Raw genomic sequence first — 14726 nt, 5'->3', positions numbered from 1 at the left:
CGTCCTATTGACCTTCGGTCGCGGCGGGCTTGTCGTCCGGGGACTCCACCGCGTCTGCAGGTGCATTCTTGGACTTCAAGGGTGGTGGGGGCGGGGTCTCCGGGGGCAGCATCTGCGGGATGTCGCTGGCCCCATCCACGGGAGGGAGCAACGGACTTGACCGGATCTCTTTGGGGACGTCCTCCGGCGACAACGCCGGCAGCAGTGGATTGGGCCCCTCTTTCCACGAGCGCTTCCATTCTGGCATCACCACCGGGATCCCAGTCGCATCCTGAGTGGTCTTGCGGTGACTCCCGATCACCTGCAGACGCAGTCCTTTGATGTAAAAGACGGTGTAGTCGCTCAGGCCCTCGACCACACTGCGACCACGTTGCAAAAGTGGCTTGCCCCGCACGATCAACTCACCGCCGCTCTCGATGTAAGCCTCCTGCCCCAGGGAGCGGAGTTGCTCCCGAAAATCCACCTGCATGTACACCTTGCCCCGAGCCCGCACCCGGAGCGGTTGACCGGCCGGGTCCGTCTTGAGCACGGTAATTTCATCAGCTGCCACCTTGTAGAAGGGAGGGATTTCCAGGCTTTTCGGACTGATCTTCTTCGCCTCCTCGAAGGTCATGGACAGCACCGAAGCCGGATCCACCTTCTCCTCCTTTTGAGGAAGCCCACTGATGGGAGAGCCCGCGGGAGCATCAGACATGGGCACCCCCTTGCAGCTCGTGAGGAAGGCGAGGCCCATGACCACCATCCCTGCTCTCTGCCGTGTCACATGAAGAAGCGCCTCGACCATGAAAAGAGCATAGCCAAAAACTGCGCGTAAAACCATCATGAAAATAATACGCCTCTCATCGCCCAACATTTTTGTCTTGGCTCGCCATCTGCGTTTCCGCTAGGATATTTTTTATGGATGGCAATCACTGGTATCTCCTAAAAGTGGCAGGCAACGAGATCTTTGGACCCGCCCCTTTGGACCAGCTGAGGATCTGGGCGGCGGAAGCCAAGATCTCCCCGATGGACCGAGTCTCCAATGATGATCGGCGGACATGGATGCGGGCCCCGATGGTAACGGCCCTGCAGATGGACTGGCTGGTGGAGATGTCTGACAACTTCCTCTACGGCCCTACCAGTGTGGGCACCCTTCAGGAATTTCTCGCCACGGGTGAAATCGACGAGAACGTCTCCGTCATCAACACGCTGGAAGGCACCAAGACCCGCCTGAGCGACCTCCCTTTCTTTAAGGCCAGCCCCCATCGCGTGCGCGGCACTCAGGAGATCAGCCTCGGGTATGGCGAAGAGTTTGGCACTGGCGAGGCCAATGCGAATCTCAAACAACGTTGTCTTTGGCTGGAAAAGCAGGTCATGGAACTGCAGCGTGAGGTGGGCGCGTGGTCTGAGCGCTGCCACAGCCTCCGTCAGCAGTTCGTGGAAATGACGGGACGCGACCCGCGCTAAGCCCCTCCTTGGCGACTGTCCACCTTCGGCACCCGTTCTTCACAGACGGGTGCCTTTTTGTTTCCGGAGGTACGAGGCTCTCTGGGCGCTCACGACGTCGCTGGAATTGCGACGCGACCGCAAAGCGTGCTGTGATCAGACGGCTCTTCGGTGAGAAGTCGCACCGGTCTCATCCTCTTCCACTTGGGGTCGCCACCCATCGTTTCGCGGCTCTCAAAAAACTTCGCAGAAACTTTGCAAAAGATGCTTGCACATTTTCAGGTCTGGCGTACATAGAAAGCCCCTCTCGACCAGCGCGGGTGGCGGAATTGGTATACGCGCAAGACTAAGGATCTTGTGCCGAAAGGCTTAAGGGTTCGAGTCCCTTCCCGCGCACTTTCTCCCTTACTATGTGGAGTTGAGACCGGCAATCCGGGCGATCTCCGCCCCTTTTGCTCATGCCCTCATCAGACACAGCTACCCTCCTCATCCACTGCCCCGATCAACCGGGCTTGGTTCACGCGGTGACGGGCTTTATCTTTGCCCATCAAGGAAACATTCTGGATCTGGAGCAGCACATTGATCCGCCGGAGAATTTGTTTTTCATGCGAGTGGAGTGGGCGGTGGAAAACTTCACGTTGGCCAAGGAGGAGATCTCTGCCGCCTTCGCCCCGCTGGGTGAAAAATACCGCATGGGCTGGACGCTGCATTTCTCCAGCGAGCGCAAGCGGGTCGCCCTCTTTGTCTCAAAGGAGAGCCATTGCCTCTACGACCTGCTGTCCCGACATGAAGCAGGCGAGCTCCCAGTCGAGATCCCGGTGATCGTGAGCAACCACGAACATCTCCGCCCTGCGGCTGAGAGATTTGGCATTCCCTTCCACTGCTTTCCCATGAGCCCTGCCACCAAGGCATCGCAGGAGAAGGCTCAGATCGATCTGCTTCGCGAGCACCGGGTCGATACCGTGGTGCTGGCCCGGTACATGCAAATCTTGAGTGAGGGACTGATCCATGAGTTCCCCAATCAGATCCTCAACATCCATCACTCATTCCTGCCAGCCTTTGTCGGGGCCAAGCCCTACCACCAGGCCTATGAACGCGGAGTGAAGATCATCGGTGCCACCAGTCACTATGTGACGGCAGACCTGGACCAGGGCCCCATTATCCATCAGGACGTGATGCGCGTCACCCATGAGGACAGCGTGGCTGATCTCGTCCGACTGGGCAAAGACCTGGAAAAGACTGTGCTCGCCAAAGCCCTCTGGTGGCATGTGAGAGACAAAGTGCTGGTGTACCACAACAAGACCGTCGTCTTCTCCTGAGAACAAGTTTCTGACCTGCACGCATCTGGGGACGAAGCCCTCCCCAGAATGCCACCCTGACGCCAAGGGCGTCGCACATGCTAGCCCAGGGTAAGGCGAGACACGAGCCGCCACCCTGAGTATATGGACGGGCGGACCAGAGCTCCGAAGTGAGTTCTACATACCGCGCTGATATCCCTGAGATGACAATCCGCGCCAACGTCGGCAACCACCTTCCCTGTTGCGGCCACCCACCACGCCTTGCGCCATGCTCTGAAATTTTCCGCGACGCAAAGAAACATCTACCTTTCCACGACCTCATGGCGTAAACTCCACCGCAGGAGTCTTTCCATGATCGCCAATTTTGCCTGCCCGCATTGCCAGGTCAGCCTGAAGATGGACACCACCCTCCTGCAGGGGCACATACGCTGCCCCGGCTGCGGTCAGGTGTTCGCCGTGGCACCGCCGCCTCCCGAGCCCGTGATTCCCGTGGCCACGCTGGCTTCACCGCCAGCCCCGCCTCCGCCGAAAACGGAATCTGCGGCACCACAGAAGCCCGCGCCCGACCAAGCCTTTCACCCCAATCCACCGCCACACAAGGCCTCCGTCCGCCCCGGCCCACCCCGAGCACACGGCCCAGGTCAACCAAGGCCACCTCAATCTCCTGAAGCCGCCGCCGCCAAGGCTGCACAAGAAAAGGCCGAAACCAATGCCCTGTACGCGATGATCGGCATCGGCGTGGTGTCCTTCATTGCCCTCATCTTCCTGATCCGCTGGGGCATGGGCTGGATTGAAAGGCGCCGGATCGAGAACTCGAGCAGTCATCAGATAGCAGTGATCGAAGCCGCTCAGAAGAAGGCCGATGATGAAGTGAAGCAAAAGGATGCCGATATGGCGAGAGAGCGCCGCGAGACGGACCGGAAGCGCATCCGCTCGCAGCTCAGCCTGCACGTCACCGGAGGCAACGATGCCGTGGCGGATGCCCTGCTTACCGCGTTGGAACAAGTAAACACGGAGACGGAAACGGCCCTGCAGGACGGAAGCCTTCGTACCAATGTACAACTCCATATGGAGCGGGCTCTCTTAGCCAAGATGACCGAGAATCCCGTGCTCCGGAAGTGGTTTGGCGCTCAAGGATCCCCCTCAGAGTTCGCACGCGCCATCTACGGCCTGGCAGATCCACGCAGCAACATTCAGCCCACCCAGCCCGCGCTTCCCGGCACGGTCTCACCACTGTTCGCAGACCAGAAGTATCGCTCCATGGGCACAGGCTTTTTCGTGGCCCAGAGCGGATGGCTCATCACCAACCATCACGTGGTTCGAGGAGCAGTGAACGTCGAAGTCAGAACGTCGGCGGGCAAGATCGTCAATGCCCGGGTGGTGAAAAGCGATGAAGGCCGGGATCTTGCGTTGCTCAAAGTGGAGCTGACGCCCGCAGCCTGGCTGCCCATCACCATGGGGGAACCCTCCCTGGGCACCAATGTCTTTACGGTCGGATTCCCCCAGCCCACGCTGCAGGGGATCGAACCCAAGTTCACGGAGGGCACCATCAGCAGCACCCGGGGACTGCGAGACGATGAAAACTCCTACCAGATCTCCGTCCCCGTGCAGGGTGGAAATTCTGGCGGTGCCCTGGTGCACCAAAAGAGTGGCTGGGTGGTGGGCGTCATCCGCTCCAAGCTCACCGCAAACTCCCAGGGCGAGGCCCTGCAAAACGTCAACTATGCCGTCAAAAGCAAGTCACTGAGGAGTTTCATAGAATCCATCCCGGACGCCAAACCCCTCCTTGATGTCCCTGTTGCCTCGAACCCCGAGGACTCAGAAGCCATCATCGAGAAGGTTCGGTCTGCCACGGTGCTCGTGCTCATCCCCAATCAGTAGAGGCTCCGGATCATCTCGCGCCGCCCTGCCAGACGCCTGGCACGAGCGTCAGCATCGGCTGGTCGGGAATCCCCTGTTCATTTCGATGGATCTGGCCGATCACCAGATCTACCCCGGTCGCCCCAACCAGTCGCGATTGCTGATTGATCCCTGGGGGGTCTCCAGGGAGTCGCCCCGTGTTGAGGCTGGCAAAGGTGAGCCCTCCCGGCGTGTTCACACGGGTGCCGGTCGCTTTGATCCCAGCCCAGGATTTGATTTTGCGTCCCCACCACGGCATCAGGACGATGGGCATGCATCCACTCAGCCATGCCAGTCCCTTCGGCGTCTGGGCAGATGAATGGAGGCAGCCGACGACTGGCAGGCAATCGTTGCTGAAAGACCAGATAGGCCGCCAACCACGAGAGCTGCACCCGCTCATGAGTTTTGGCATCCGTGGCAAACCCGATGCGGCGGGCCCCTTGGGCGTGCAGATGCTCAAGCGTCACGAGGTTCCCCTGATAGAAATTGGGGACCACCCGGGAGACGGCCGGCTCCAGCAGGGTGTGCCCGATGGCGATGGCCACGTGATGCCCCCAACACAGCGGCACGGTGCCGTTGGGCTCGGGCATCGGGGCAATCAGGACACCCCGGATGTGCCGGGTGTGCAGCATCTTGTTAAACCGCTCCACCCCCAGGGCGGGATCCTGAATCCAGAAAGTCTCGAGTAGATAACCCTGCTCTGCGGCACGATCACGCGCCCCTTCATAGTATTCGATGAAGCTCGGGTTGGGCTGCCGCCATCCTTCCCGGGTGGGGTGCGCTGTCACGTAAGCCACGGTATTCACGGTACGCGGCCGCCGGTGGGATTTGAGATCTGCCATCAAGGCAGACACCATGGCGTTGCGCCGGTAGCCCATCGCTGCTGCCAGACTCTGGATGGCAACACAGCGCTCCGCGGGAAGCCTCGGATGATTGCTCAAGGCGCGGGATACCGTGGACCGGGAGACGCCGGCCGCCCTGGCAACCTCCTCCATGGGGACCGAGTGCTCCGGTTCGCGCTGGCCTTTAGCTCAGCTCACAGTGTGCAACGACGTGCACAATCGACCCGTTGTCACCTCTTTTTCCGCCTGCCATCATGCAGTGAGCAAGTTCTCAGTCACCCTTCCGATCTTTCACCATGGAAAAAGTACTCATCATTGTCGGCGACGCCACCGAGACCGTGGACACCCTGTACCCCTTTTACCGCCTCATCGAAGGCGGCTACCAGCCCGTCGTGGCCGCTCCTGAAAAGCGTCGCTACCAGATGGTGATGCATGAAGTGAAGCCGGGCTGGACCATCACGAAAGAATGGGAGGGCTACACGATCAATGCCGACGTCACCTTTGCCGAAATCAATGCGGAAGAATACGCCGGGATCTTCTTCAGCGGCGGCCGGGCTCCGGAGTACATCCGGGAGGATCAAGACCTGCTGAATGTGACAAAGTACTTCTTTGAGAAGAACCTGCCCATCGCCAGTGTTTGCCATGGCGTGGAGATTCCTGCCCGGGCCGATTGCGTACGCGGTCGCCGGATGGCCACCGTGCCCAAGTGCCAGTTCGACCTGGAAGTCTGCGGCGGCATCTTCGTGAACGAAGCTTGCGTGGTGGATGGCAACCTTGTGAGCGGTCGCACCTTCCACGACCACGGCTACTACATGGGTGCCTGGATGAAGTTGCTGGATGAGGAGCGGACTCGCCGCCAAGCCAGCGCCTAGGACGACCTCAAATCATCAGAATCCCCGCTAGCCGGCAGAATCCTTCTGCCGGCTTTTTCATGCTCAGAATCGAATCAGCCCCCGCCCGATCAGCGGGTGCGATTGATACTCTCGACACGGGTGCGGGGGATGTTCGCCGGTGGCTCCGTGGCCGCTCCGGCGCCCATGGTATCCTCATCATCCTCCAGTTCTGGCACCTCCAGCACCACCTCCCCGTGGCGAACCTTCTTCTTGGCCATGGCCACAGATATCCAGCGGAATTCCTGGGTGTTCTCCAGGATGACTTTCATCATCATGGTGAGCGGGACCGCCAGGAACATGCCCGCAGGCCCCCATAACCAGCCCCAGAAGATGACGCTGAGCACAATCACCAGGCCCGAGATGCCAAAGCGACGCCCCATGAGCATAGGCTGCCAAAGGCTGTCCAGGCAGAAGTTGATCACAGCATAGCCGATGGCCACACCGACTGCTGGCCCCACGCCATGCTGCACCAGAGCCTCAATAACCGCCGGGATGCCTGCGGCGGTGGAGCCCACCGCCGGGATGTAGTTGAAGACAAAGGCCAGGATCCCCCAAAGCAAAGGGTACTTCAGATTGAAACTCCAACAGAGGATGAAGGCCGCCACGCCCGTGGCTGCGCTGATGAGCGTTTTGACTCCTAGATACTTCTGGATGTCAGTGGCGGACTGAAGAAGCACCGCAAGATTGGGCCCCCCCGCCTGCTCCACCACGGAGGCTCTGCTTGTGGTGCCAGGAGCCTCCATGAGGATGAACATCATCACAACGAGCACAATAACGGTCGACCCGAGCCACGTGGCCACCGTGCCGAAAGTGGTCCCCACCATGGAGGCCACGTTCTTCACCACGTCCTGATTGGTCGCCAGGGAGATGATGGTGGGCACGTCAAAGACCTGGTTGGCCGTATCCTTGGCCCCTTCCACTCCGCGCTCCTCCAGCCAGGCCCCCGTCTGGTCCACATAGGTCTTGAGCTTGTGGACATAACCAGGCACCTCACTCTGGAACTTTCGCAACAGACTGGCCCCAGCATACACGGTGAGCCCCAGCGTAAGCACGATGGCCCCCACCGTTATGAAAAGCGCCACCATATGCGGCAGCCGCTTGGTCATGAGCCAGTGCATGAGCGGAAAGCTCAACACACTCAGGAAAAAGGCGACCACGATGGGCACCAGAAACCCCGCGCCTGCCTTCAGTCCGGCGATCACGATCATGACGCATGCCAACGTCAGCAGCGCACGTCCGGCCTTCATGGCCCGGGGCATAGGGGGGTCAGCTTCGCGTTCTCTCATCTCCTGGGGGTGGGGGTATTTCTACTCTGACAAAACAATACCGAACGATACAGCTCATGAAGGTGAAAGCGATCAAACTCTGACTTTGATACGCCCCCCGTGGTTCAGACCAGCGGGACAAAGCCCAGATTCACGTCGTTGGCGCGCAACTGAGAGGACGCCGTCAGGAAGGCTTCTCCGCCACGAACACCACGTAACGCATGGCGCCTGTACGATAAGACACCCAGATCCGCATCATCGTCAGCGCGAAGATGCGATTATCATTGCGGGCGTCCAGCAGGAAGCGCAGGTAGCCCGGACGCCTGACCAGCCCAATCATAAACCGCCAGGCGCAGATGGGCCAGGTGCGAGCCACCTTCGCGGACACATCAAGCTGCTCCTTTAGGACAAAACCCGCCTGCTCCATCCAGGCCACATACTCCCCTTCCGTCCCCATACCGGGAAGCCTCCCCTCACGGCAAACAGGCTCCACCAGATGGCGCACCTGCCAACGCTTGAGCGCATCACCGGCCAGCCACGCACAAACCACCAGCCGACCTCCCGGCTTCAAGACTCGCGCAGCCTCAGAAAACACCCGCAGCTTGTCTGCCATGTGCTCTGTGCTCTCAATCGCGATCAACGCATCGAACGCTCCATCCGAACGACGGTTGCGCATCCAGTCCTCAATCAGATAGGTGGGATTCCCCGGTGTCTGAGTGACCTCTGAAGCATAGCGCTGCTGGGTGGGAGACACGGTCAAGCCCGTCACTCGTGCGCCATACTCTTCCGCCAGCAGACGCGATGTGCCGCCATAACCACAGCCCAGGTCACACACTTCCGCCCCCGGGACGAGCGAAGCCTTGGCCGCGACGAAATGGGACATCGCCCGCACGGCTTCATCGGCGCTCTCCCTTCCAGTTTCCCATAACCCATGGTGGACATGCTCCCCCCAGATCTCCCGGTAAAAGCGGTCCAGCTGATCATAGTGCCGTGCCACATCGTCTGCAGAGATTGGCTGGGAGGATTCGACCATGTCGGTTCAGGCAAAACGAGGAAAAACTCCGCAGGCGATCCATGTCGCCACACTTCACCATCCTATCGCACTGAACGGGGTCCAGCGGATGTAACAACCTCCCGAATCCTCACCCCATATGAAACAACGGCCAACCGGTTTCCCGGCTGGCCGTTGCTAAAATCTATGATGCGTGACGCCGCCTTCTCCCGGTCTCAAGCCCCCTTCCCGCCACCCGCAGGAGTGAGACTCGACGGATCGGGTTAGACGCTGCTGTCTGCGCCTTTGTGACCAAGTTGTTTCACAGCCTTGTTGAGCTGATCAAACTCGATGGGCTTCTTGATCACCGTGACCGGACCGGTCGAAAGGATCTTGCTCAGGATCTCGCTGTCAGGATAGCCGGTGATCACCACAATCGGGAGATCTGGATTGATATCCTTCAGCTGGATGTACACTTCATCCCCGGGGATGTCAGGAAGCTTGAGATCGAGGAAAACGAAGTCGAACTTTTGCTTTCTGGCCAAGGTAATGGCCTCCGCGCCAGAGCCGACCACAAGGCGACCGAAGCCTGCCTTCTTGAGGAACTGCTTAAACAGCGCCTGCAGAGCGGGGTCATCATCCACTACCAGCACGGTAGGCTGACCAGCCTCGTCTTCCTTGCGAAGGACGTCCCGGTCCAGCAGGCTGCGCTTGATGCGCCAGCGTCCCCCAATCTGCACAGCGGGAAGCTGTCCCCGCTGCACGAGGTAATAGACGGTCGGAAGAGGAATCCGCAGATACTCCGCGGTTTCCTTGACCGTCATCAATTCGGGTGAGGATTCAGCCATAGTGTTCAAGAGAAAGGGTGGATGGAGATTGAGAAATCGTGTCGTAGGAATGAGCAGGAAATTCTGCGCTTCTAGTTAGCAGCGATGTGACACACAATTACTATAACTTCAAAAAAATGACAAGAAGAAACTGCCCGGAATAGTGAGAAAATTAAGGTTAAGTGGAATTAAGCTTCAAAGTTGAGAGTCACTCTTGCGCTTTTTATATGATCAAGGAATGAGAGCGAACGGCAATTCTCACGCAAGCGCACCGGGATTGGGAGAATTTTCTCCAATGGCAAGAATAATACTTTGGCTCTCCAGATAACTTGGACACCAAAGAAGAGCCGATGTTCTAGTTTCTCTCGTTTGAGAGGATCAGCCCCGAAAAGTGGGCTTCCCGTGTCCAAATGATCGAGAAGGTCCAAAAGTTTGATGCTCAGTAGAACGCGCTCCGCCCGGCTACTGAGGGCGATGCCGCATCTGGCAGAATAGATTTGCAAGAACGCCTCCCGGACTCGCCTAAGCTGACGACCTCGCTAATCGGACGCTACTCGTCCATGCGAGCGAGAACGCCATTCTCGCCCAGAATGAGACGGAACCCAATTTCGTCATTGCGGGTGCCAGTCGGCACCGGTCTGCGGTAGGAGGCCAACAGCTCCTCCCGCTCCCTCGTGCGCCAGCTGCCGCCTCTCACAACACCCAGCCGCTGCTGTTTGGGATCCGACCCGCCAAAGTCCTCAGCGACCCATTCCCAGACGTTGCCGGAAAGGTCCTTAAGTCCGGTACGCGCATCCGGGGTGAAGGACCCTGCCGGAGCCAGGGCCACAAAACCGTCGTTGAACCCTGGGATGCCATTCTTCTGCTTGGCATCATCGGCCGCGCTCTGGTCCCACAGGTTACCAGGCACGATAGGGGGCACCCAGATGAATCCCCAAGGATAAAAACCCTCGATCCGACGATTGCGTTCCGCCGGGGAATCGCCGCGCTCACGGGGAAGCCCTGCCGCCATGCTCCACTCATCGTCGGTGGGGAGCCGATAACTCTGATTCTCCTCCAGGAGACCCTTGGTCTGCTCGACGCGCGTCAACCACTTGGCGTAGTGCATGGCGTCCTCCCGGCTGACGAAAGTCATGGGCAGGGTGTTATCCTCCGCAGGGTCAACAGGCGGAGGGTTGGTGGTGGGGATGGAGCGCAGGTAGCTGGCATAGTCAGCCCTCCGGATCTCCGTGGCGGACATGAGCACGGCACCCAGCGGGACAAAGTCCATGCCCAGGGAGTTCTTCCACTTGCGACCGAAGGCCACCGCATCCGTGGGCTTCATCTTGGCGGTGAGAGTGAGCAGCTTGCCCTCCTCTACTTTGCCCTTCAGGATTTCCCGCTTGTAGCCAGGAAGACTCATCACAAATGAGGCCTCCCCCACCCTCATCCTCGAGAGGGACAGCGGTGTGGTGCCAAGCACCTCGCCATTGTTGATGACCTCTGCATGTGGAGGAAGACTCTCCACCAGCACCTGACCGAATTGCAGCTTCTCCAGCGTCAAGCGGATGGCAAACCAGTTCTTCTGCGATCCCGGGTTGCGTTTCAGGGTGGTATCCGGCCGCCAGCCGTACTCCATGTCCAGCCCCAATGCGCCAGCGGCACGATCTTGATCGGTCAACCAATTGCAAAATCCTGTCGCATCTGCCCGAGGCACCACGACGGAGTACTCAGGCTTGCCCCCTTTCTGGAAAATTGGCACCACCTCGCCTTCGAAGGATTGCATGGTGGACTCCAGAAACTGGTTAAACAGCTCCAGACTGACAGGGCGGTCGGCCACGTGGCGGTCCTTCTGCCACGTGAAGCGCATGTCGAAGCTGTTGAGCCACATGCGTCCCGGGTTGGGCAGCTTGGCTTGGGCGATCTCCTCCGCCGAGAGTTTTTTTGCTTCCGGGGCCTGGATCTGGTAGCTCCAGGCGGTCTCCCGCTGTACCACCGCGAGCAAAGCCCCGCTCAACACGGAACCCACGGCCAGATGCCAGGTCGCGTTCACAAGTCGCCGCGAAAGCGGCACCGGGCGGGGAACTCCGACCAGACGCAGAGCGGCTGCAAAGTCCGCAGAGCTGGCATAGCGCTCCTTCAAGCTGGGCGCGCAGGCGCGGCAGATGACGGTGTTCCACTCCCGCCAGAGGTTCCACTCGGCAGCCCCCAGATCTTCCGGCACTTCCGGAAATTCCATGCGGTCTTTCCCGGAACTGATCTCGTAGAGCACCTTGCCCAGACTATAGATATCAGAAGCGAACGTCCCGGGACCTTCCGGGGGAACAAAACCCTCCGTGCCGACATAGGAGCGCTCGCCGTGGACGGCAACCAGGCCGATGTCCGCCAGCTTCCAGGCACCCTTCACATAAATGATGTTGGAGGGCTTGATGTCCCGGTGGGTCAAGCTGTGGCTGTGCATGTAGCCCAGGGCATCCGCGAGGAAGATCCCGGTCTCCTTGCACTCCTGTAGCCCGATGCGCCCCCGGTTTCGGAAATCCGTGGTGAGCGTACGGGGCACGTAGGTATTGATGTCGATGTCACGGCCGCTCTGGGCATCATCGGCCAGTTCCATCACGTAGTAATAGAACCCGTGATTGTCGTTCCAGCCCACGTGCAAGACGTTCACCAACCCGGGATGACCACGGGAAATGGGCTCAAACTGCTGAATCCCCTCAAACTCGCGCCTAAAGGTCTTTTCGTACTCAAAGTCCTCCCGCCAGACAATCTTTACAGCCCGCAGGGCGCCAGTAATGGCCTGTGCTAGCCAGACCTCTCCATAGGCGCCGGATCCAATACGGCGGATCAGCTTGAAATCGGGGATGGGGATGTCGTTGTCCCGCGTGCTCACGGGCTCCTCGGGCGGAATGCGGGTATCCGCCTTCACCTGACCACGTAGCTCAAGCTTCCCCCCTTGCTTCACATCACCCGGGGGTGGAGGCAAGGCCGAAGCACGGCCACCCTTCTCCGATGACTTGTCGCCAGCGTTGGGGGTTGGGGCTTGGGGCTCGTCAGGGGCGGGCATTGATTACGGCAAACCTAGCAAGGATGATCCCAAGCATCCAGTGAACGATGCAAGAAAAAAGGCGGCAGGGCCGAATCGGAGCCCATTGATCCGAGAAAAGCTTGTTCAGGCACCCAACGAACCACGCCCGATGCCTAGAGCATCGTGGATTCCAGAGCCTGAACCTCTTTTTTCACCAGCGCACCCACCCGGTGCTTCGCCAGATAAACTTGGGCGGCATTGATGCCCAGCACCTCGGAGGTCTTCTTCACGCCCCAGCCCTTGAGCACGTAACAGTCAAAGATCTGGTACTGACGGGGAGAGACCCGGGACTTCACTCGCTCCAGCGCCGCGGAAGTGATGTTGTCACGCCACTCCTTGTCCCAGACCTTTTCCAGAATGTTGTCCTTCTCGTGGCTCAGGCGCTCCATGGCCAGATCTGCGCTGTCGGAGCTCTCATTTCCCTGGTCTGCCAGGGAGGGCTGGCGCTTGCGAGCGCGGAACACGTCAAGAATGCGCCAGCGCGTCATCTGCAGCAGCCAGGCCTTGAAAGACCCTGCCCGGGGGTCGTACTGCCCCTTCTTCACCTGCCGGGCGATGGCGAGCGTGGTTTCCTGCACCACGTCAAAGGCCTCCTCACGGGTGAGGCCGGACTTGGTCGCCACACTGAAAATTAGACGCCAGTAGGTCTGATAAAACTCGTCCCAGACCTTGTGGTCTTCCCAGTTGTCGAGCTTCTCGATGAGGCTCTTACGAGTCTTTTCACAGAGGGCGCGTTGCTTCCGCTCGTCAGTGCTGGGTCTTGCGTTGCTCAAATCAAGGGTGCTGCGCGCCATGACTGGCAGTTTCGGAAACGCCAAAGGGGAACGCAAGAGGAAAATGGGACCCAAGCGTCATTCTCTGTGCAGAATCGGTCGTCACTAAAAACTACGTACAAAACACTCCGCCGGAGTCCGTCTGGACTGGATTTTGCAGAAAGCTCCATTCATGATGCCCGCCATGCCTGAGCCCACCCCCCTCCGCGTGCTGGTAGTCGATGAGAGTTTGCCTAACCGGCGCCTCATCCGGGAACTGCTGACCGCCTTCTGCGCCTGCGAGGTGGACGATGCCGCCAGCGGGGAGCATGCCTTTGAGCGGATCACCCAACGGGAGTACGCTCTCTTCTTGGTAGCTTTCACCCTCCCCGACATCAACGGAGCCCTACTGGACCGCATGATCGCCCGGGTGTATTCCCGCTGCCACCCGGCCACGCTTTCCGCCCCACCTGTGGTTTTCCTCATCCGCCCGGACGAGAGCGCAGAGTTTCACGCCGTGAAGCGGGATGCCCGTGTACGCGGTGCCGTACCCCTGCCACTGAGTCTGGACGTACTTATGCAAGTGGCCGGCCCGCTCCTTCCCGCCAAAGGCCCTGCCTTCTGAGTTAGCCACCAGCCTGATGGCCCCCTCACCTTCTCACCTCCCTACTTCAACTCTGTGCCCTCCACCTTGATCAAAATCTGCGGAGTCACCCAGCCGGAACAGGCCCAGGCGATCGCCGACCTGGGAGCCGACTTTATCGGCATCAATTTCTGGCCGAAATCTAAACGCTACCTCCCCCTTTCCGCTGCCGCCTGGCTCGTGGATGTGCCCCGGACTTCCCGGCTGGTGGGAGTGTTCGTGAATCCCGACTTGGGCTACCTCAAAGAGGTGGCAGACTTGGGAGTCCTCTCCGCTCTGCAGTTGCACGGAGATGAGACGCCTGAGTTCTGCGCTGAAGCGCAGTCCCTGGGTCTGCCCGTGATCAAGGCGTTTCAGGTGCAGGATGAAGCCATGCTCGCCCCCATCGACCTGCATCCTGTGCAGGACATCCTGCTGGATGCTTACCATCCCCAGGAAAGAGGCGGACTGGGGCACACATTCCCCTGGGAACTGGCCACTCTCTTCCAGGCACGTCATCCCGAGCACCGGCTCTATCTGGCTGGCGGGCTCACCCCGGAGAACGTCGGCACAGCGGTGACCGGGCTGCATCCCTATGCGGTCGATGTCGCGAGTGGCGTGGAGAGCGGCACGCCCGGCATCAAGGACCTAGAGAAGGTACGGGCCTTTGTTGATGCGGTCCGCAGCGCCCCTTGAGCCCCCTTCTGCCGCAGCAGAAAAGTTCAACATTTTGCGTTACGCATTGCTGCCAAGAGACATTGGCTGATGGGTCTTGTCGTGTTCTGATACTTTTGTGATCAGCCATGCACGAGATTGCTGAAACACCATTTATCACAACCCGTATTAGT

General features: G+C 59.5%; 13 protein-coding genes and 1 tRNA gene. 7 read left to right on the top strand and 7 right to left on the bottom strand.

Going from position 1 to position 14726, the window contains the following annotated elements; genetic code table 11:
• Positions 1–4: 4 nt before the first annotated feature.
• Complete coding sequence (locus tag BV106_RS20450; protein WP_265595894.1) at positions 5–823, bottom strand: hypothetical protein; 819 nt, start codon at positions 821–823, stop codon at positions 5–7.
• A 74-nt stretch (positions 824–897) separates the two neighbouring features.
• Between BV106_RS20450 and BV106_RS20445 the strand changes: the two genes are divergently transcribed.
• From BV106_RS20445 to BV106_RS35940, 4 genes are all read left to right on the top strand, one after another.
• Entirely contained in the window at positions 898–1446 is a 549-nt protein-coding gene (locus BV106_RS20445) for a hypothetical protein (RefSeq protein ID WP_038167632.1), read from the top strand.
• A gap of 293 nt (positions 1447–1739) precedes the next feature.
• Positions 1740–1821 (top strand) — tRNA-Leu (locus tag BV106_RS20440).
• Between the two features lie 62 nt (positions 1822–1883).
• On the top strand, positions 1884–2744 hold the full coding sequence (gene purU / locus BV106_RS20435) for a formyltetrahydrofolate deformylase (protein WP_038167631.1): 861 nt from the start codon (positions 1884–1886) through the stop codon (positions 2742–2744).
• A gap of 330 nt (positions 2745–3074) precedes the next feature.
• A complete protein-coding gene (locus tag BV106_RS35940) occupies positions 3075–4604 on the top strand; it encodes a trypsin-like peptidase domain-containing protein (protein ID WP_051946107.1) in 1530 nt (509 codons plus the stop codon).
• Between the two features lie 77 nt (positions 4605–4681).
• Here the strand turns inward: BV106_RS35940 and BV106_RS20425 are convergent, their stop codons facing one another.
• Complete coding sequence (locus tag BV106_RS20425) at positions 4682–5617, bottom strand: LacI family DNA-binding transcriptional regulator (protein ID WP_081892014.1); 936 nt, start codon at positions 5615–5617, stop codon at positions 4682–4684.
• Between the two features lie 143 nt (positions 5618–5760).
• Here BV106_RS20425 and BV106_RS20420 point away from each other — a divergent pair, with 143 nt between their 5' ends.
• Entirely contained in the window at positions 5761–6336 is a 576-nt protein-coding gene (locus BV106_RS20420) for a DJ-1/PfpI family protein (RefSeq protein ID WP_038167627.1), read from the top strand.
• Between the two features lie 89 nt (positions 6337–6425).
• Here the strand turns inward: BV106_RS20420 and BV106_RS20415 are convergent, their stop codons facing one another.
• From BV106_RS20415 to BV106_RS20395, 5 genes are all read right to left on the bottom strand, one after another.
• Positions 6426–7604, bottom strand: a complete 1179-nt coding sequence (locus BV106_RS20415; RefSeq protein ID WP_265595893.1) for an AI-2E family transporter — start codon at positions 7602–7604, stop codon at positions 6426–6428.
• 202 nt (positions 7605–7806) lie between these two features.
• A complete protein-coding gene (locus tag BV106_RS20410; protein WP_038167624.1) occupies positions 7807–8655 on the bottom strand; it encodes a class I SAM-dependent methyltransferase in 849 nt (282 codons plus the stop codon).
• 242 nt (positions 8656–8897) lie between these two features.
• The gene (locus tag BV106_RS20405) at positions 8898–9461 is read right to left on the bottom strand and encodes a response regulator (protein ID WP_038167621.1); all 564 of its coding nucleotides are present in this window, start codon (positions 9459–9461) and stop codon (positions 8898–8900) included.
• A gap of 529 nt (positions 9462–9990) precedes the next feature.
• Positions 9991–12483 carry a bifunctional serine/threonine-protein kinase/formylglycine-generating enzyme family protein gene (locus BV106_RS20400; protein WP_038167618.1) on the bottom strand — a complete coding sequence of 831 codons (2493 nt, stop codon included), beginning with the start codon at positions 12481–12483 and terminating at the stop codon, positions 9991–9993.
• 134 nt (positions 12484–12617) lie between these two features.
• Positions 12618–13298 (bottom strand): sigma-70 family RNA polymerase sigma factor, encoded by a 681-nt coding sequence (locus BV106_RS20395; protein WP_051946106.1) that lies wholly within the window; start codon positions 13296–13298, stop codon positions 12618–12620.
• A gap of 163 nt (positions 13299–13461) precedes the next feature.
• Here BV106_RS20395 and BV106_RS20390 point away from each other — a divergent pair, with 163 nt between their 5' ends.
• Positions 13462–13881 carry a response regulator gene (locus BV106_RS20390; RefSeq protein ID WP_265595892.1) on the top strand — a complete coding sequence of 140 codons (420 nt, stop codon included), beginning with the start codon at positions 13462–13464 and terminating at the stop codon, positions 13879–13881.
• A 54-nt stretch (positions 13882–13935) separates the two neighbouring features.
• Positions 13936–14574: a phosphoribosylanthranilate isomerase gene (locus BV106_RS20385; protein ID WP_051946105.1), complete on the top strand. Its 639-nt coding sequence runs from the start codon at positions 13936–13938 to the stop codon at positions 14572–14574.
• The last annotated feature ends 152 nt before the right edge of the window (positions 14575–14726 follow it).

Source organism: Verrucomicrobium sp. BvORR106 (genome assembly GCF_000739655.1).
Taxonomy (GTDB): Bacteria; Verrucomicrobiota; Verrucomicrobiia; order Verrucomicrobiales; family Verrucomicrobiaceae; genus Verrucomicrobium.
The sequence above is the reverse complement of the archived record's forward strand: the minus strand, read 5'-3'. Positions and strand labels throughout refer to the sequence as shown.